Source organism: Agrobacterium sp. CCNWLW155 (assembly GCF_036888815.1).
GTDB classification, from domain to species: domain Bacteria; phylum Pseudomonadota; class Alphaproteobacteria; order Rhizobiales; family Rhizobiaceae; genus Agrobacterium; species Agrobacterium radiobacter.
Genome location: NZ_JBAKFW010000004.1, coordinates 333,926 through 351,065, shown reverse-complemented (window position 1 = coordinate 351,065; position 17,140 = coordinate 333,926). Strand labels below are relative to the sequence as shown.

Annotated in this window: 17 protein-coding genes and 1 pseudogene; 9 read left to right on the top strand and 9 right to left on the bottom strand. The window is 59.7% G+C overall.

The features are described from left to right. Positions 1-27 precede the first annotated feature (27 nt). Positions 28-933: a LysR substrate-binding domain-containing protein gene (locus tag V6S97_RS16130; RefSeq protein WP_003505935.1), complete on the top strand. Its 906-nt coding sequence runs from the start codon at positions 28-30 to the stop codon at positions 931-933. Positions 934-996: 63 nt separating this feature from the next. Here the strand turns inward: V6S97_RS16130 and V6S97_RS16125 are convergent, their stop codons facing one another. Beyond that, complete coding sequence (locus V6S97_RS16125; protein ID WP_003505937.1) at positions 997-1,689, bottom strand: SDR family NAD(P)-dependent oxidoreductase; 693 nt, start codon at positions 1,687-1,689, stop codon at positions 997-999. Between the two features lie 10 nt (positions 1,690-1,699). Further along, positions 1,700-2,902, bottom strand: coding sequence for a pyridoxal phosphate-dependent aminotransferase (locus V6S97_RS16120; RefSeq protein ID WP_003505938.1), 1,203 nt, complete (start codon positions 2,900-2,902; stop codon positions 1,700-1,702). A 426-nt stretch (positions 2,903-3,328) separates the two neighbouring features. Here V6S97_RS16120 and V6S97_RS16115 point away from each other — a divergent pair, with 426 nt between their 5' ends. The 4 genes from V6S97_RS16115 to V6S97_RS16100 are packed head-to-tail and all read left to right on the top strand — an operon-like array spanning position 3,329 to position 7,277. Then, positions 3,329-4,261, top strand: coding sequence for an ABC transporter permease (locus V6S97_RS16115; protein ID WP_112357197.1), 933 nt, complete (start codon positions 3,329-3,331; stop codon positions 4,259-4,261). Then, the gene (locus V6S97_RS16110) at positions 4,258-5,061 is read left to right on the top strand and encodes an ABC transporter permease (protein WP_003505942.1); all 804 of its coding nucleotides are present in this window, start codon (positions 4,258-4,260) and stop codon (positions 5,059-5,061) included. The genes V6S97_RS16115 and V6S97_RS16110 overlap by 4 nt, the downstream gene beginning before the upstream one ends. A gap of 25 nt (positions 5,062-5,086) precedes the next feature. Beyond that, a complete protein-coding gene (locus V6S97_RS16105) occupies positions 5,087-6,163 on the top strand; it encodes an ABC transporter substrate-binding protein (RefSeq protein ID WP_003505945.1) in 1,077 nt (358 codons plus the stop codon). Between the two features lie 10 nt (positions 6,164-6,173). Beyond that, on the top strand, positions 6,174-7,277 hold the full coding sequence (locus tag V6S97_RS16100) for an ABC transporter ATP-binding protein (RefSeq protein ID WP_020810713.1): 1,104 nt from the start codon (positions 6,174-6,176) through the stop codon (positions 7,275-7,277). A gap of 135 nt (positions 7,278-7,412) precedes the next feature. Here V6S97_RS16100 and V6S97_RS16095 read toward each other — a convergent pair. The 6 genes and pseudogenes from V6S97_RS16095 to accB all read right to left on the bottom strand — a co-directional run bounded on the left by V6S97_RS16095 (position 7,413) and on the right by accB (position 12,207). Then, positions 7,413-8,181: pseudogene (locus V6S97_RS16095) on the bottom strand (5-oxoprolinase subunit PxpA). A 25-nt stretch (positions 8,182-8,206) separates the two neighbouring features. Beyond that, positions 8,207-9,205 carry a biotin-dependent carboxyltransferase family protein gene (locus tag V6S97_RS16090; protein ID WP_112346887.1) on the bottom strand — a complete coding sequence of 333 codons (999 nt, stop codon included), beginning with the start codon at positions 9,203-9,205 and terminating at the stop codon, positions 8,207-8,209. Next, entirely contained in the window at positions 9,202-9,915 is a 714-nt protein-coding gene (gene pxpB, locus V6S97_RS16085) for a 5-oxoprolinase subunit PxpB (protein ID WP_112357194.1), read from the bottom strand. The genes V6S97_RS16090 and pxpB overlap by 4 nt, the downstream gene beginning before the upstream one ends. Beyond that, positions 9,912-10,352 (bottom strand): biotin/lipoyl-containing protein, encoded by a 441-nt coding sequence (locus V6S97_RS16080; protein ID WP_112357193.1) that lies wholly within the window; start codon positions 10,350-10,352, stop codon positions 9,912-9,914. The genes pxpB and V6S97_RS16080 overlap by 4 nt, the downstream gene beginning before the upstream one ends. Further along, complete coding sequence (gene accC / locus V6S97_RS16075) at positions 10,349-11,743, bottom strand: acetyl-CoA carboxylase biotin carboxylase subunit (protein ID WP_111834237.1); 1,395 nt, start codon at positions 11,741-11,743, stop codon at positions 10,349-10,351. The genes V6S97_RS16080 and accC overlap by 4 nt, the downstream gene beginning before the upstream one ends. Beyond that, positions 11,740-12,207: an acetyl-CoA carboxylase biotin carboxyl carrier protein gene (gene accB, locus V6S97_RS16070; protein ID WP_003505959.1), complete on the bottom strand. Its 468-nt coding sequence runs from the start codon at positions 12,205-12,207 to the stop codon at positions 11,740-11,742. Before accB ends, accC begins: the two co-directional genes overlap by 4 nt. Before the next feature lie 194 nt (positions 12,208-12,401). Between accB and V6S97_RS16065 the strand changes: the two genes are divergently transcribed. After that, complete coding sequence (locus V6S97_RS16065) at positions 12,402-13,328, top strand: DMT family transporter (RefSeq protein WP_080864689.1); 927 nt, start codon at positions 12,402-12,404, stop codon at positions 13,326-13,328. On the opposite strand, the gene V6S97_RS16060 is transcribed toward V6S97_RS16065, so the two are convergent. Continuing rightward, a complete protein-coding gene (locus V6S97_RS16060) occupies positions 13,309-14,226 on the bottom strand; it encodes a DMT family transporter (protein WP_020810705.1) in 918 nt (305 codons plus the stop codon). The genes V6S97_RS16065 and V6S97_RS16060 overlap by 20 nt on opposite strands. Before the next feature lie 209 nt (positions 14,227-14,435). On the opposite strand from V6S97_RS16060, the gene V6S97_RS16055 reads away from it, so the two are divergent. The 3 genes from V6S97_RS16055 (at position 14,436) to V6S97_RS16045 (ending at position 17,126) form a co-directional block, all read left to right on the top strand. Then, positions 14,436-15,323: a LysR family transcriptional regulator gene (locus V6S97_RS16055; protein ID WP_020810704.1), complete on the top strand. Its 888-nt coding sequence runs from the start codon at positions 14,436-14,438 to the stop codon at positions 15,321-15,323. Between the two features lie 94 nt (positions 15,324-15,417). After that, positions 15,418-16,371, top strand: a complete 954-nt coding sequence (locus tag V6S97_RS16050; RefSeq protein WP_003505969.1) for a tripartite tricarboxylate transporter substrate binding protein — start codon at positions 15,418-15,420, stop codon at positions 16,369-16,371. Between the two features lie 86 nt (positions 16,372-16,457). Then, on the top strand, positions 16,458-17,126 hold the full coding sequence (locus V6S97_RS16045; RefSeq protein WP_003505971.1) for a 4-carboxy-4-hydroxy-2-oxoadipate aldolase/oxaloacetate decarboxylase: 669 nt from the start codon (positions 16,458-16,460) through the stop codon (positions 17,124-17,126). Positions 17,127-17,140 lie beyond the last annotated feature (14 nt).

Here is a 17,140-nt window from a genome sequence, read left to right as displayed (position 1 = left end):
AAGCAGTAATGGGATGATCAACAGCAGATGGATATCAGGCGCCTGAAATCGTTTATCACGATTGTCGACATGGGTAGCATAACCAGGGCGGCCGATGTGCTGCATATTGCCCAGCCGGCGCTTAGCCAGCAACTGGCGAGTATCGAGGAGCATTTCCGCCAGAAACTGCTGACACGAAGCCAGCAGGGCGTGGTCATGACCGATGCCGGCAAGGTCGTCTACAGGCATGCGCAGGTCATTCTGCGACAGATGGAGCAGGCGCAGGCGGAGGCGCTGGAAGCGGGCGCGGTGCTTTCCGGCAAGGTGTCGGTGGGGCTTGCGCCTTTCAGCAGCGCCGCCACGCTCTCGCTGCGTCTGATGGAAGAAACCAAGCGGCTTCATCCCGGCATTCTGCTGCACATCACGGAAAGCGTCAGCCAGCCCTATAGTCAGATGATCATGAATGGCCGTTTGGAAATGGGCCTGATTCACGGCACCGGGCCGATCAGGGGCGTCAAGTTCACGCCGCTGTTGCGTGAGGAATTCGTGCTGGTCGTGCATCGCAGCTTCGGCGTGGAACCGGGCGACGCGCCGATCACGGTGGCGGATCTGGCGTTTCTGCCCTTCCTTCTACCGCCGACCTATAATTTCGTACGCCGCGCCATCAATCTCGCTTTCACCCGCAGCCGCAAGGATCTGATCGTCATGGCGGAGCTGGAATCGGTAAGAACCATCGCGCGCGGCGTGGATGCCGGGCTTGGCGCGACCATAACGCCCAAGGCCATCGCCGATCGTATCGTGGCGGAATCCAATGAGGAAATCGTTGTAAGGCAGATCGCCAGCCCGATGATCGAGGAAACGCTGTCCTTCTGCGTATCGGACAATACGCCGCTCTCCGAGCCTGCGCTGGCCGTCAAGGAGATATTGCTGCAACTGGCGGAGACCCTGAAATAAAAGGGTCAGGCCGGTTTTAAAACTACGCGCGGCATGGTCTTTCCGTACCGCGCGCAAAAAAGCTTAAAGCATTGATTCCTTGCGGCAATTCACCAGCAATTCGGCCACCGAAAGGTTGTTCGGCAGGCAAAGCAGGGTTTCCACCATTTCAGCGAGATCCTCCGGCTGGGTCATATCCTCGCGGCTGACTTCCGTTTCGCCTGCTGTCATGTCGGTCGCGATGTAACCTGGGCAGAGGGCAGTGGCGCGCACGCCGTTGTCCCACAACTCCTGTCGGATACCGTGGGTGAGGGCGACGACGGCGAATTTCGTCATTGCATAACCGACATTGGAGCCAACGCGGCGTCCCGCCAGCGAGGCGACATTGATGACCCTGCCCTGTCCGGACTTGACGAGATGAGGGATGGCGGCGCGTGTTACCCTCAGGGGGCCCTTGACGTTGATGCGCCACATCTGGTCGAGGCTTTCTTCGCCCGCATCCATGACCCGTACCTTGGGGTTGATGCCGGCGCAATTTACCAGACCATCGATCCGGCCATATCTTGTTGCGACGGCTTCAACCCAGGCCTCGGCCGAGCCCGTCTCTTCCGCATCGTATCGATCAGCTGAAAGCCGGTCCTTTACCGCAACAGCGGCCGGATTTCGCGCTCCCGCCGCGACGGTGAAACCGGCTTCGTGAAGCCTCTTGGCGATCGCAAGGCCAAGGCCTCGCGATGCGCCGGAAACCATGATGACACGGCCACTTCCTCCCAACATGCTGCTCTCCCTATTTCATTCCATTGCAGAATTCGGCGATGCGGGCGCAGCCTTCGGCCAGGTTCTCCATGCTGGTGGCATAAGAAAGCCGGAAGAAGGGGCTCAAGCCATAGGCCGCACCCTGCACAGTCGCAACGTGATGTTCGGCGAGAAGCGCCATGACGAAATCGGTGTCGTTCTCGATCTTCTTGCCGCCCTTTGTCGTCTTGCCGATCAGCGCCCCAATGTTCGGGAAGATATAGAAGGCGCCTTCCGGCTTGTGGCAGCGGATGCCGTCGATTTCGGCGAGCTTGTCGAGCACGAAATCGCGGCGCGTCTTGTAGATATCGGCGCGTTCCTTCAGCAGATCCTGCGGGCCGTCGAGAACCGCGACGGCGGCAGCCTGTACGATGGTTGCGACACCGCCGCTGTTCTGGGTGTTGACGTTGCTGATGGCCTTGATGAGGTCCTTCGGGCCGCCGCAGAAGCCGAGACGCCAGCCGGTCATGGCATAGGCTTTCGATGCGCCGTTGACGGTCAGAACCCGATCATAGAGCCGCGGTTCGACTTCGGCGATGGTGCAGAATTCGAAGTCGTCATAGATCAGATGCTCATACATGTCGTCGGTCATGATCCAGACATGCGGATGCCGCAGCATGACTTCGGCGATCTCTTTCATTTCCGCTCGCGAGCAGGCGGCGCCGGTGGGGTTGTTTGGGAAGTTGAAAAGCAGCCATTTGGTTTTCGGGGTGATGGCGGCTTCGAGATCTTCGGCCCGCAGGCGGAAACCGTTATTTTCGGGGCAAACCACCGGTACCGGCACGGCGCCCGAGAACTTGACGATATCGGCATAGCTGATCCAGGACGGCGCGGGGATGACGACTTCGTCGCCTGGGTCGCAGGTGGCCATGATGGCGTTGAAGATGATCTGCTTGCCGCCGCCCGCCACCAGAATCTGGCTTGGATCGTAGTCGAGATTGTTATCCCGCTTGAACTTCCGCTGGATGGCGGCACGCAGGGCAGGCGTTCCGTCGGCGGGCGGATATTTCGTATCGCCGGCAAGGGCGGCCGCATGCGCCGCTTCAACCGCGTGGGCAGGGGTCGGGAAATCCGGCTCGCCGGACGACAGGCTGATGACCTTGATGCCCTGAGCCGCGAGGTCGCGGGCTTTCTGGGTCATGGCAAGCGAGGCTGAAACGGTGACGTTGTTAAGGCGTTGGGCGATAGCGGGCATGGATCATTTCCGATTGTAACGGTGAAGGCAGGCATCTTCGTGGTGCCAGTGCATGACAAAGAGGTTACGGGAAATTTCCGCCGTTTCCCCAATACGACTTCGATGTGAGGTCATACGGGATTTTGATGCATCGCTCTGAGAGGGCGCAGGTCCATACTCGTATGCGATGACCTAAGAGCAATAAACTATTATGCAGCGCGTCGGCTTAGCCCCTAAGCTCCTGACAACAACAAGGGAACGACGCATCGGACAATATTACCCAAAGAGGTAACCGGCGCGAAAATGCAGAAACATGCGACAGGGGCCGGCAAAAGACCGGATACCTCGACAGGGAGCACACCCAGCAAATTCTAGTCATAGGGCCTGGACGATTTCGTTCGGCTCAACGCGATGCCTCGTGCCGTATTCAACGCGACGGGAGTATAGATGTCGGATATTGCGATCATGGAACCACATGCCCCGCCACGCCGTGGAGTTTCCGGCTGGAAAGCCATCGAGCGCCGGCTGTTTTCGCCCGGCATACTCATCCTGCCGCTTCTGATCTTTCTCACGATCTTTTTCTTCTGGCCGGCAATTCGGTTGATGACCTTCAGCGTCATGACGCAGAATTCGCAAGGGTTGATCGGTGCGCCCTTCACGCTTGCCCACTATGTGAGGTTTTTCGAGGTCGATCTTTACCAGAAAGTGCTCTGGGCGACGATCCGCATCAGCCTGATCACTTCGGCTCTCGCGGCTATACTCGCCTATCCGGTCGCGACCGTTCTCGTGCGCGGCAATATCGTCACGACCCGCATCATCACGCTGATCGTCATCGCACCGCTGGCCGTCAGCGTCGTGGTTCGCGCTTACGGCTGGCAGCTCATTCTGGGCAATGGTCCGACCGGTCTCTTGAACTACATCCTGATGAATCTGGGCATCATAGATTGCCCGTTGACGCTGCTTTTTTCGGACGCCGCCGTCATCATCGGCTCTCTGCACATCTTCTTCCCGATGATGGTGCTGCCGCTGTCGTCCGCGCTCGGCAAGATCGATCCCAATCTGCAGCAGGCCGCGCGCACGCTCGGCGCGCCAGCGTGGAAAGTTTTCCTGCGGATCACTTTCCCGCTCAGCCTTCCCGGCCTCGTGGCGGGTTTCACGCTGGTGTTCTCGCTCGCCTCCGCATCCTATGTCATTCCCGCTTTGATCGGCGGTCCCGGCTCGCAAATGCTCGGCAACATGGTCGAACAGCAGGTTCTCGCGGTCTATGACTGGCCGTTCGGCGCCACCATCGCCACCATCCTCGTCTTCATCGTCATTCTGATCAACGCCGTCTCGATGAGGCTGCTCGGCGGGCGTCGTATCAAGGCAAGTGCATCATGAACAACAAGCTGACCGGCACACCCGCCATCGTCCTTTATGCGATCACCGCTGCCATGATGGTCTTCATTCTGGCTCCGATCGTCCTTGTCGTCGCCATCTCGTTTTCCGACAGCTATTTCGTCACCTTCCCGCCGCAGGGTTTCACCTTCCGCTGGTATGCGGCGGTAATGCAGAACGAGGAATTCACCGCCGGCCTCACCTTCAGTGCGGCGCTTGCGGTGGCGACCACCATTCTGTCGCTGGCACTTGGCGTTCCCGCAGCCTTCGCGCTCTCCCGGGGTAAATTCATCGGCCGCTCGCTGATGAAGGGGCTACTGCTTTCGCCGCTGATCTTTCCCGTGCTGGTGACCGGCCTTGCGCTGCTGCAGCTCTTTTCCGGCTACGGCTGGATGGATACCAAGCTGAAGCTTCTCATCGCCCATACCGTGGTGACGTCGCCCTATGTGATCCGCACGGTGCTGACCAGCCTCCAGCTCGTCAATGTCAGCCTCGAGGAAGCGGCGCGCACGCTTGGCGCCACCCGCTGGAAAACCTTCACGCGGGTGATCTTTCCGCAGATCGCGCCCGGTGTCGCCTCCGGCTCGATCTTCTGCTTCATGGTTTCTTTTGACAATTATCCCGTTTCGATGTGGCTGGCCGATTCCGCGAACCTGCCCGTGCCCATCGTTCTCTATCGCCAGATCGGTACGGTCTTTGATCCTTCGGTCGCGACCATGTCCACCATCATCATCGTTCTGGCGGTTACCGTCGTGCTCGTCCTCGACAGGCTGGTTGGTCTGCGCCGGGCAATGGCAATGTAAATCAACAACAAGAGGGGTACCGGAAATGACAGACAAGACCATCATCATGAAACGGCGCAGTTTCCTCACAGTCACCGCAGGCGCGCTCGCCACACCCTATTTTTATACCGCGGCTTCCGCGCAGGACCGCACCATGTATGTCGGCGTCTATAATTCGGCACAGGGCGGGCTGATCAAGAAGGAAGTGATCCCGGCCTTCGAAAAGGAATATAAGTGCCGGGTCCTGACGACTGAAGGCGCAACGCTTGCCAATATCGCCACGCTGCGCGCCACCCGCGAAAATCCGCAATATAGCGTGATGTCGATGGACGATGTCGGCGTTCCCCAGGCCAAGGAGGAAGGCCTGATCGAGCAATTGCCGATCGACGAAATCCCCAACCTCAAGAACGTCTATTCCCGTTATCTTTTCGAAGACAATTTCGGCGTCGGTTTTGCAATTTCGATTGCCGGCCTGTTCTACAATCCGACAACGGGCAAGCCGTTCGAAAGTTACGAACAGATGTTCGACAAGAAATATGCCCGCCGGATGCTTCTGAATACGCCGAAGAATACCCAGAGCGTTCTGATGCTGATGGTGGCGGCCGCACTTGCGACCGGCAAACCGCTGAAAGAAGCGCAATATGCCACCGATGCAGGCTGGGCGAAACTTGCCGACCTGAAGCCGAACGTCCTTTCCATCTATGATGCGGAAGCGCAGACCATGATGGTTGCGCAGGGCCAGGCGGATTTCGGCGGCATCGAATATTCCAAGGCCGTTTATCCACACACCAAAAAGGGCGTGCCGCTGGACATGACCTTCCCGAAGGAAGGCGCTTTCACCGGCATCAACTCCATCGCGCTGGTCAAGGGCGGGCCGCACCGCGATCTCGCTCTCGCCTATATCAACCGCATCCTCGACCCCGGCGTGCAGAAGATGCTGTCTGAAGCCACGCTCAGCGCCCCCTCCGTCAAGGGCATCGAGTTCGGCGCGGATACGGCGAAATTCCTTGCCTATCCGGAAGCGAAGATGGAATCGCTGAACCTCTTCACGCCGGACTGGAAATACATCATTCCGCGCCGCGCGCAGTGGCTCGAAAAATACAACCAGACCTTTAACGGCTGAGGGAACGCAGATGAAATCCGTAGAAGTCCGCCTGGAAAGACTGACCAAGCATTACAGCGGTCAGGTCGTTGCCGTCGATGATGTTTCGCTTACCGTCAAGGCAGGGGAAATCCTGGCGCTTCTCGGTCCGAGCGGATGCGGGAAAACGACCTGCCTTCGCATGATTGCGGGGCTCGTCGATCCCACCTCGGGTGAAATCGTGGTCGGCGGCAAGCCGACCACGCGCACCCCGGTTCATCGCCGCAATGTCGGTATGCTGTTTCAGAACTACGCCCTGTTTCCCCATATGACCGTTGCCGAAAACGTCGCCTTCGGTCTCGAGATGCGGGGCGTTTCCAAGGCCGATCGGGAAGGGCGTGTGAAGCAGGCGCTCGATCTCGTTCAGCTGCACGCCTTCGGCGACCGGCTGCCGGCGCAGCTTTCCGGCGGCCAGCAGCAGCGTGTCGCACTGGCGCGCGCTCTGGTGATCGAGCCTTCGATGCTGCTGCTGGACGAGCCGCTTGGCGCACTCGACAAGGGCCTTCGGGAAAGCATGCAGGTTGAAATCCGCAGCCTGCAGCAGCGGCTTGGCCTCACCACCATCATGGTGACGCATGATCAGGACGAGGCCCTGACCATGGCGGACCAGATCGCCGTGATGCGGGACGGCAATCTCGAGCAGATCGCGCCGGCAGGTGAAATCTACCAGAAGCCGCTGACGCGCTTCGTCGCTGGTTTCATCGGCGCCTCGAACTTCTTCGAGGCGAGTGTGGTGGAACGCAACGGCCGCGCCGCACGGCTTGTGACCGGTGCCGGGGTGCGGCTGGATGTGGATGACATGGGTACGGTCCAGGGCGACAAGGTTGTTGTCACGGTTCGCCCGGAGGCGATCTCGGTTTCGCCGCTTGCGGCCGACGCGGGTGAAAACGCCAGCAATTCCACGACGGCAAAAGTGGAGCAGGTCGTCTATCGCGGTTTTATGCTGCACTACTACCTGCGGCTGGATAGTGGCGAGCCGATGATCGCCTACAGGCAGACCCAGACGGAAGGGTTCACCAATGCCGTCAGCGTGGCCGGCGACCGGGTGAAACTGAGCTGGACAAACGACAGCAATCACGTGATCCAGCTGAATTGATACTTCCTCTGCCGGATCGGTTCACCGGTTCGGCCGACGAAAAATACCTGAAAATGTAATGGCACCGTGCTCCAGAAATGATGCACGGTGCCGTAATTGTTTGATTGTCAATGATAAGAGGAAAGCGGGCCGCCCTCAGACGACTACTTCGCGGGCCGGAACGACGCTGCCCCCGCAGGCTTCCACTTCGCTGCGCACCGTGCGAGCAAGCTCCAGCGAACCGGGTGTATCGCTGTGAAGGAGGATCGATCTGGCGCGAATGGGGATGATCTCGCCCTCGATTGTCGTGACGGTGCCTTTTTCCAGAAACTGGCGCACGCGCGCGCGCACTTTCGTCTCTTCCTTGATGACGGAATTGGGCAGCTTGCGCGGCACGAGCTGCCCCTTCACATCATAGGCCCGGTCGGCGAGGAAAAGATTGAGCACCTTCAGCCCGCAATCCAGCGCGGCCTTTTCGATCAGCATGTCCGGCATCGAAAAGACGATGAGATTGGGATCGACCGCTTTGATCTTTTTCATGATCCGTTCGGCAAGGGCCGCGTCGCGGTTGATCATGTTGCCCATGGCAGCATGGAAGCTGATGTGAGAAAGCGCGACATCCTGCGCCCTCGCAATCGCCGATAGCGCGCCGAGCTGGTAGAGAACCTGCTGTTCCATTTCTTCCGCGTCGACGGGAATTTTCGCGGCGGCCAAAGCCGAGACGGTCGGCAAGGCCCGGATGAGCGCCGACGCCGACGCCGTTCTGTTTGGCCAGACGCACCATGCGCGCCATCATTTCCGGATCGCCCGCATGGAATCCGCAGGCGATATTTGCCGAAGAGACGACTTCCATAAGTTTCTCGTCGTCGCAGACCTTATAGACGCCGAAACCTTCGCCCATATCGGAATTAACATCGATCTTCATGGTTCCCTCTCCTTGTTTTTCAGGATTATCGTTTTGCGAGCGTGCCGAGTGCGGCGGTAATCAGCGGCAGGGTCTTGCGGATATCCGCGAAATAGGCGTCGATCGCCTGTTCGACTTCCAGCGCTTCGCGCACCGTTGCCTGCACGAAGCGGATGCGGCTGCCGATGCGCGCCTGTCCGAGCCGCCACAGATCGCTGTCGATGATGCCGGCCATCTTGGGATAACCGCCGGCCGTGTTTGCGTCGCTCATCTGGATGATTGGCTCGCCGCTTGGCGGCACCTGGACCACGCCGGGAATGACGCCATAAGAACGCAGCTCCACCGGGGCGGAAAGTGTCATCGGTGTGCCGGCAAGCCGATAGCCGGTGCGGTCGCTCTGCGAGGTGATTTTCCAGGCTTCCGACCAGAAACGGTCTGCGCCTTCGCCGAAAAGATCGTGTTCGGCGGCCGGAATGGCTCTCAGCAGCAATTCGCCATTGTCGGACACCGGAAACATGTCCGGCATCGCATCGGCAAGCGGCATGACGCCAAGACCGTTTGAGGGCAGCGGCGGGGTCTCGGATGGCAGAACGGCAAGCCTGTCGCCGGTGGCGAGATGGCGTCCTTCATGGCCGCCGAAAGAGCCGCGAAGCGAGGTGCTGCGCGATCCCATGACGACCGGAACGTCGATGCCGCCCTGAAGGCAGAGATAGGCACGCGCACTTTTCAATGGGGTCGAAAGCTCGAGGATTTGACCCTTCTCGGCCCGCACACACCAGTAGGGTGGCAGGTCCGCACCATCAAGCCGTGCCGAGCAATCTGCGCCGGTCACGGCGAAGGTCAGTGCCTCTTCGAACTCGATGCGGAAAGGGAAGGTCTGGATTTCAATCGCGGCGGCGTCTTCGCCGTTGCCGACGAGGATATTGCCGACCCTGAGCGCGATGGGATCCATCGCGCCCGTGGCGGTGATGCCGATATTGCGGTAACCCGCGCGGCCAAGATCCTGGACGGTGTTCAGCGGTCCGCAGGCAAGAATATGGATCATAGTTCGATCCTTTCAGGAAGGAAACGAACCCGGTCGCCGGGCGCAAGCACCGCCGGCTGCTCGGCCGTGGCGTCGAACATGGTGATTTCGGTGAAACCCAGCGAATTCCAGCCATTAGGCCCGGTCAGGACCGAGATGCCAGACTGCATACCGCCGATCGTCACCATGCCTTTCAGCATGCGCAGCGACGGGACTTTCTTGCGTGGCATGAAAATGCGTGGATCGAGACCGCCGAGATAACCAAAGCCCGGCGCGCTGCCGACGGCGAAAACCGTATAGGTCTGCTCGAAGTGCAGGCGCACGACTTCCTTGTCCGGCAGACCCGAATAATCGCAGATCGCGGCAAGGTCGATGGCGTGCTCGCCGCCATAGGTCGTCGGCACCTCGATGGTCTTGCCCAGAAGATCGAGTTCGGTGGTGCGTTGCCAGATGTCGAGAAGCTCGTCCTGCAAACGCCCGGCATCTTCAGGCGTACCACGCAGCACGATCAGGAGGTTGGTCATGCCGGGTATCAGTTCCAGCACATCGGGGCGGTCCTTCAGCGCGCGTGTCAGCGCCCAGATGCGCCGCTGTGCAGGCAGGTCCAGCTCGCCGGGCGCTTCGATCAGAAAGGTCTTGTTGCCGATCATCGAGATTTTCGGCAGGCCCAGATGGGCGGGGGAAAGGTGGGGCGTTTTCAGCGGGAGGTTGCTCATTGACGTCACCATCATGCTTCGGTCTTGAGAAGGGTGGAGCCATATCCGACAAGCGCACCGGCTTCTGCCACCACTTCGGTGACGGTGCCGGCTTTGTCGGCGATCACCGGAACGATCACGGGTCCGACTGTCACGAATGCAACGATTTCGCCCTTCACTACGGATTTTCCTGTCTGGATCGGGCTGTCGGGGCGCTGCGGATGCGCTGGGGTGAAGATGCCGGCAATCGGTGCGCGGGCAAGGATGTCTCCGGTCTTTGCCGGCGCCTTGGCCGTCTCGGCGGGGCGCGGTGCGGCAGGAGCCTGGCCCCCTGCCATGGCGACGATCTTCAGTGACCCATCCGGCGTCTCTATTTCGATGGCGGATACGTTGTTGCGCTCAAGGTAAGCGGCAAGATCGGCAATGATGCCAGGCTCGCTGTAGCGGGATATCGAAACAGACTGTCGCTTCATTTTGAACTCCGCGCTGCAAGCCAGTGTTCGAGGTAATGGATGTCAGTGCCGCCTTCGGAGAAGGCCGGGTCTTCCAATATTTCCCGATGCAGCGGCAGGTTGGTGGAGACGCCTTCTATGCGCATTTCGCCAAGCGCGCGGCGCATGCGCATGATCGCCTGCTCGCGCGTCGGCGCATGGACGATGAGCTTGGCGATCAGGGAATCGTAATGGGCGGAAACCCGATAGCCCGCTGTTACATGGGTATCGACCCGCACGCCGGGGCCGCCCGGCAAGTGGAGAGCCGTGATCAGACCGGGGCAGGGAATGAAACTGTAGGGATCTTCGGCATTGATACGGCACTCGATCGAGTGTCCCTCGCAGACGATGTCCTCCTGCGAAATTTCCAGCGGATAGCCGAGAGCGACGAGAAGCTGCTGGCGCACCAGATCCACGCCCGAGGTCATTTCCGTGACCGGATGTTCGACCTGCAGACGGGTGTTCATCTCGATAAAGTAGAATTCGCCGTTTTCATAAAGAAACTCGAAGGTGCCGACGCCGCGATAACCGATCTGGCGGCACGCTTCAACGCAGCGATTGCCGACAAAGGCCGCAACATCAGGCGGGATGCCGATGGCCGGACCTTCCTCGACGACTTTCTGGTGCCGGCGCTGCATCGAGCAATCGCGCAGGCCAACCCAGACGCCGCCGCCCTGACCATCGCAGAGAACCTGAATTTCGACATGGCGAGGATGTTCGAGGAATTTTTCGATATAGAGTTCCGGCGTTCCGAAGGCGCGGCTTGCCTCTTCGCGCGTAACGAGAACGGCGTCGTGAAGGGTGGAGGCATCATGAACGACGCGCATGCCACGTCCACCGCCGCCGCCGGCTGCCTTGACGATGACGGGATAGCCGATCTCAGTGGCGATTTTCGAAACCTCCGCCATGTCATCCGGCAGGGCGGAATCGGGGCCGGGAACGCAGGGCACGCCGGCCTCCATCATCGCCCGTTTTGCCGCGATCTTGTCGCCCATGGTGCGGATGGCGTCGGCACGTGGGCCGATGAAAACCGCACCCGCTTCCTCAACCGCTTCCGAAAACGATGCCCTTTCGGAGAGAAAACCATAACCGGGATGAACAGCGCCTGCGCCCGTCAGCTTCATGGCAAGCAGGATAGCCGGCACGTTGAGATAGCTCTGGCCGGGAGAAGCCGGGCCGATGCAGATGGCGGTATCGGCCGCCTTCAGATAATCCGCATCCTTGTCCGCTTCCGAATAGACCATGATGGTCTTCAGGCCGAGTTCACGGCAGGCGCGCTGCACGCGGAGTGCGATTTCGCCGCGATTGGCGATGAGGACGCTGTCGAATGCCCTTTGCCCGGCTCCTTCCTTTGGAAGTGTTGCATCCATCATTCGAACTCCAGCACTGGCTGTCCAAGTTCGACGTCTTCGCCGTCATTGGCGATGAATCTGGCGATCCTGCCGCTTCGTTCGGCTCTCACGGTGTTGAACACTTTCATCGCTTCGATGATGAAGAGTTCCTGCCCTTCCCTAACCTCGTCTCCGGCTTCAGCGAAGGGTGCCGAGCCCGGGCTCGGAGCGCGATGGAAAAGACCGAATGAGGGTGCCGCGACGATGCCGGAGGGCGCCGGTGCCGCTGTGGCGGATGCAGGTGCCTGTTCTTCGGCGCGGGGTGCCTCGGTGGATGCCGCTTCCGCCACCGGAACGGTGCGGGGCTGCGATGATGTCGCGTGCTGTGAAACGGCATTGTTTTCGCGAATGATCCGGACCGTGGTTCCCTCCTGGCTCACGGTCAATTCGGACACTCGCGAAGAGCCGACAAACTCGATCAGTTTCTTGATCTTTTCCAGATCCATATTGGTTTCCAACGTCTTTTTTGTCCCCACGGCGGCGGGCAAGCGGAGCGGAATCCGCACCCTGTCCATCAGCAACAGCTACCATGGAGGCGGGATTGATGGGGTCAGACGAAGTTTCTATGGACACGGGTTTGAGGTTTGATATCCCGCCGCCGCGTGGTGAAACGGTTCGAAGACGTCCGAAGGAACGAACCATGGATTCCCGCAAAGGCATTCTCCTCAAAATCTCCGCAGCGCTCGCTCTGGTGCTGATGGGCGCCTGCATCAGCGGTCTCAGGGGTGAAATACCCATCGGGCAGGTCGTTTTTTTCAGGTCGGCGGTGGCCATGCTACCGCTCTGTCTGTGGATGGCCGTGCAGGGAGGATTTCGGAAACAGGTGGCGACCAGCCACATTGGCGGGCATCTGGTGAGGAGTTTTTCCGGAACCGGCGGCATGGTCTTCAGCTATCTGGCGCTGGCTTACATTCCGCTCGCTGATGCGACGGCCATCAGCTATGCCACGCCGCTTTTTACCGTCATTCTGGCGGTCTTTCTTCTGAAGGAGGTCGTGAGGATTTATCGCTGGACGGCGGTGGTCTTCGGGCTGTGCGGCATCGTGCTTATCCTGTCGCCGCATTTTTCCTTCGATGTTTCGGATGTCGCCTCCGGGTCGGGTGTTGCCATGCTCGGTGGTCTGTTCGGTCTGGCAGCGGCTTTTTTCTCCGCCATATCGATGATCCAGATCCGGCATCTGACGCAGACGGAAAATACCGGTGCGATCATTTTCTATTTCACACTGCTCACAACGGTCATCGGTTTTGCCAGTATCGGCATGGGCTGGACAATGCCGACCGCGTGGCAATGGACCCTGCTGATCGGTACCGGTCTCATTGGTGGGATCGCGCAGATACTGGTGACGCTGAGCCTGCGTTATGCCGAGGCTTCGCTGCTGGCTCCGTTCGATTACACGACGATGATCTGGGCGCTATTGATTGGTTATGCCTTCATGGATCAGGTGCCCGCACTGACGACCATTCTCGGAGCCTCGATCGTGGTTGCCGCCGGCTTGTTCACGTTGTGGCGGGAAAGGCGGCTGCACAAAAAGCGCGTCACGGAACAGCTTACGCTGTCGGCTCCCTGACGGCCTGTTTCGTCAGCCGGTTTTCGCGCCACATGGCGAACAGCCCGGCGGCGATGACCGTCAAAGCGCCAATGATGGTCGCACCTGTCGGCACTTCGGCCATGAAGAGATAACCGAGGGCGATCGCCCAGATCATCGTCGTGTAATCGAACGGCGCCAGCAGGGAGGCCTGGGCATGGCGCAGGCTGAGCGTCATGGTGATCTGGCCGATGCCGCCGGCAAGCCCGCCGCCGGCGAGCAGCAGAAACTGGTTGAAATCCGGCATCTTCCATCCAAATCCAAGCGTGGCGAAGCCGGCGACGACACCCGTCAGCGTATAGATGAGCACGATGCGCGACGGCTTTTCGATGCTGTTCAGGTGGCGGACGGCGATGGAGGAAAAGGCCGCGCAAAGCGCGCCGGTCAGCGCCAGCGCCGTTCCGATCATCGCAATGCTGTCGATCTGCGCGGGGCCTGACACGGCGTCAAACACCAGGTTGGGCGAGAGCGTTATGAAGACGCCGATGAAGCCCGTCAGTACGGCGGACCAGCGATATATCCGCACTTTTTCGCGCAAAAGCAGCGCGGCCAGCATGATGGTGAAAAGCGGTGTCGTGTAGCTCAGCACCGTGACATTCACCAGCGGCAGATAGGCGAGCGCCAGAAAACCGAAGAACATGCCGCCCAATCCAGCCGAGCTGCCCGCAAGCAGGCGGCCGATATTTTTCGCGGCCGGCACGGTTATTCGCTCGGAGGAGGCGATGAACCAGAGACAGAGGGGAATGAGGGCAAAAAATCCCCGGCAGAAGACGACTTCGCCGACCGGAATCGCCCCCTCCAAACCCTTCACGCAGGCGGACATGACTGTGAATGCCAGCATGGCCGCCAGCTTGAGCAAAATACCGGTCTTAGGATCCATCCCGCTCCCCATCGCAGCAAAGACCGTGTCATGGGGAAGAGGCGGAGAAAAGCGATGGTCGCTGGCCATAAGAATCTTGTCTTACCCCATCATGCGCAGTCGGGTCCTTTGAAAACCGGTGGAACCACTTGACGGTGCTTTTGCTCTAGGCCCCGGCGGCGATTTGGTGTCATGATCGCATCTCGAACCGGTGGGAGGTTTAAGCCGACATGTTGGATTTGCGCAGGCTGCGATATCTGGTCGCGATTGCTGATTGCGGCTCCATGTCGGCGGCGGCGCGGCAATTGGGGATCGCCCAGCCGGCGCTCAGTCACCACATCACGGAACTGGAGCGGCTGGTGGGTTTCCCCGTGCTGCACAGGCTGGCGCGCGGCGTGAAGGCGACGGAGAAGGGTGAAATACTCCTTATTCATGCCCGGGAGATTACCGAGAAGGTCCGGCAGGCGGAGGCGGAAATCCGGGCCATGGCCTATCTGGATGAGCGGGTGATCCGGCTGAGCCTTATTCCTTCCTGGGCCACGGCCTTTGCACCGAACATCATCAGTGAGGTTGCCGCTTCTATGCCAAAGGTTTCGCTGCGGCTGATAGAGGCGCGCAATGACGAATCTCTGCGCCTCATTCGTCTCGGCAAGGTGGATATGGCTGTTGCGCTGGTCGGCGCGGAGGACAAGGCCGATGATCTTATCATCAAGGAGAGCCTTTTTGCGGTGTCTTCCCGACCCATCGGTCGGTCGATGCCGCTCGAGGCTGTGGCGGGGCTCAACCTTATCCTGCCGCCGAAGGACAACCCGCTGCGCGTATCGATCGACGAGGCCGCCGCCCGCGCCGGCATCACGCTGAACGTGACCATGGAGATCGACGGGCAGGATACAATCAAACGCGCCGTCAGCGCCGGTATTGGCGCGACGATTCTGTCATGGAATTCGGTGCAGCAGGAACAGGAGGCCGGTCAGCTTCAGGCCGCTCATATTACCGATCCCGTCATTTATCGCTCCATCCATTTGCTGAGGAACAGGGAGGTGGACGAGCGGACGTTCAGGCTGTTCCGAGACCTGTTGCGGGCCGTCGCAAGACGCGAGTCGGCATTCAACCCATAAACGATTTGTATGGGTAAGTTGAAAACTCGGTATTTGTATTGTTGATGGCTTCTTCCTAGCCTCCCCGGTGAAAGTATATCGGGGAGGAAAAGATATGCGTTTGAAGACATCTCTGTTCGGCATGTTGGCGGCTGCGGGAGTTCTGGCTGCCGGAGGGGCGGCGGCGGAATATCCGGAGCGGCCGGTGACGCTCGTCATCGGTTATCCGGCCGGCGGCGGCACCGATATACAGTCGCGGGCGCTGGTGCCCTATCTCGAAAAATATCTCGGCACATCGGTCGTGGTGGAAAACCGCGAAGGTGCTGGCGGGCTGATCGGCGCGACCTATATCGCCAATGCGAAACCTGACGGATACACGATCGGGGCGTTGAATTTCCCCTCCATGTATTCGCCGATCGTGCAGGGCAATGCCAGCTATAAGCAGGACGCCTTCACGCCGCTCGCCAACCAGATCGGCGGCGATCTGGCGTTGACGGTCAACAAGGTATCGCCGATCAAGACAGCCAAGGAATTCGTTGAAGCGGCCAAGGCGAACCCGGTCGTCGTTGGCGTGACGGGTATCGGTCATCCAAGCCAGATCACCGCCCTGCTGTTCGAGGAAGCGGCGGGCGTGAAGCTCAATTTCGTCCCCTTTAATGGGGGCGGACCGGCACGGCTCGCCATGCTCGGTAACCACGTCACACTCGGTTTCATGAACTTGAACGAGGTTTTTGCAGACAATCGTTCGGGTGCACTTCGTGTTCTGGCGACATCAGGCACTGAGCGTTCGCCGCTCTCGCCAGATGTGCCGACCTTCAAGGAAGCTGGTTACGACGTTCAGTTCAGCCTTCTTGCAGGTTTTGGTGCACCGAAAGGCCTGCCGGCGGATGTCGAGGCCAAGCTGGTCGATGCATTCCAGAAGGCGCTGAAGGACCCGGATTATCTTGCCGAGGCCAAAAAGCGCGAACTGACCATGCTGCCCCTGACCCAGGCGGAATTTGCCGAGGCACTCAAGAAGGGCAACGCCAATCTGGCCGAGCTCTGGAAAAGCAAGCCCTGGACGAAATAAGCGGCGCTTCTCTCACCACTAACCGAAATGACGCTTGGGCCTGTGCGTGGCCCGGGCATGACCCACTGTTGAAAGGAATCCGGCCAATGGCCCATGTCATCCGCAATTTCCAGCGCCCCTCAAGGGCTGATATTGAGGCGATCAGCAAATTCAGCCCCGCAACCATTCACGAGGCGCAGGGCAAGCTTGGCGCTCTCGATTATCGCATCAAGCCGATCAAGCCCGGCCTGAAAATCTGCGGCCCGGCAATCACGGCAAAATGCCATATCGGCGATAATCTGATGATTTTCGAAGCCATTAATCTCGCAAAGCCCGGCGACGTGCTGGTCATCGATGGCGGTGACAATCCAAATCAGGGCGGCTTTGGCGATGTGCTGGCCGCCGCCTGTATCGGCAAGGGCATTGTCGGCTTCGTGGTCAGCGCCGCGGTGCGTGACGGCAAGGGGCTGCGCGAAATCGGTTTTCCGGTTTTCTCGCTCGGGCTTTGCATGAAGGGCACGTCCAAGGACACGCTCGGCACCATCAACCATCCGGTCGTGGTGGGCGGTGAACTGATCAGCCCCGGCGATATCGTCTGCGGCGACGATGACGGCGTTGTCGTCGTGCGTGAGAAGGATATCGCGAAACTCGTCAAGGCCTGCCAGGAGCGCGACGACCACGAGAACCACATGATGGAACTGCACCGTCAGGGCAAGATGGATATCGAGGATCGTTACGACATGATGCGCTCGAAGGGGTGCGTCTGGGCGGATTGAGCCGGATATTCGAT

What these genes read in the sequence shown, in the direction of transcription:
- V6S97_RS16130 (WP_003505935.1), top strand. Translation starts at nt 28, where the DNA reads ATGGATATCAGGCGCCTGAAATCGTTTATCACGATTGTCGACATGGGT.
- V6S97_RS16055 (WP_020810704.1), top strand. Translation starts at nt 14,436, where the DNA reads ATGTTGGATTTGCGCAGGCTGCGATATCTGGTCGCGATTGCTGATTGC.
- V6S97_RS16050 (WP_003505969.1), top strand. Translation starts at nt 15,418, where the DNA reads ATGCGTTTGAAGACATCTCTGTTCGGCATGTTGGCGGCTGCGGGAGTT.
- V6S97_RS16090 (WP_112346887.1), bottom strand. Translation starts at nt 9,205, where the DNA reads ATGATCCATATTCTTGCCTGCGGACCGCTGAACACCGTCCAGGATCTT.
- V6S97_RS16080 (WP_112357193.1), bottom strand. Translation starts at nt 10,352, where the DNA reads ATGAAGCGACAGTCTGTTTCGATATCCCGCTACAGCGAGCCTGGCATC.
- accB (WP_003505959.1), bottom strand. Translation starts at nt 12,207, where the DNA reads ATGGATCTGGAAAAGATCAAGAAACTGATCGAGTTTGTCGGCTCTTCG.
- accC (WP_111834237.1), bottom strand. Translation starts at nt 11,743, where the DNA reads ATGATGGATGCAACACTTCCAAAGGAAGGAGCCGGGCAAAGGGCATTC.
- V6S97_RS16105 (WP_003505945.1), top strand. Translation starts at nt 5,087, where the DNA reads ATGACAGACAAGACCATCATCATGAAACGGCGCAGTTTCCTCACAGTC.
- V6S97_RS16100 (WP_020810713.1), top strand. Translation starts at nt 6,174, where the DNA reads ATGAAATCCGTAGAAGTCCGCCTGGAAAGACTGACCAAGCATTACAGC.
- V6S97_RS16115 (WP_112357197.1), top strand. Translation starts at nt 3,329, where the DNA reads ATGTCGGATATTGCGATCATGGAACCACATGCCCCGCCACGCCGTGGA.
- V6S97_RS16045 (WP_003505971.1), top strand. Translation starts at nt 16,458, where the DNA reads ATGGCCCATGTCATCCGCAATTTCCAGCGCCCCTCAAGGGCTGATATT.
- V6S97_RS16120 (WP_003505938.1), bottom strand. Translation starts at nt 2,902, where the DNA reads ATGCCCGCTATCGCCCAACGCCTTAACAACGTCACCGTTTCAGCCTCG.
- V6S97_RS16065 (WP_080864689.1), top strand. Translation starts at nt 12,402, where the DNA reads ATGGATTCCCGCAAAGGCATTCTCCTCAAAATCTCCGCAGCGCTCGCT.
- V6S97_RS16125 (WP_003505937.1), bottom strand. Translation starts at nt 1,689, where the DNA reads ATGTTGGGAGGAAGTGGCCGTGTCATCATGGTTTCCGGCGCATCGCGA.
- V6S97_RS16060 (WP_020810705.1), bottom strand. Translation starts at nt 14,226, where the DNA reads ATGGATCCTAAGACCGGTATTTTGCTCAAGCTGGCGGCCATGCTGGCA.
- V6S97_RS16110 (WP_003505942.1), top strand. Translation starts at nt 4,258, where the DNA reads ATGAACAACAAGCTGACCGGCACACCCGCCATCGTCCTTTATGCGATC.
- pxpB (WP_112357194.1), bottom strand. Translation starts at nt 9,915, where the DNA reads ATGATGGTGACGTCAATGAGCAACCTCCCGCTGAAAACGCCCCACCTT.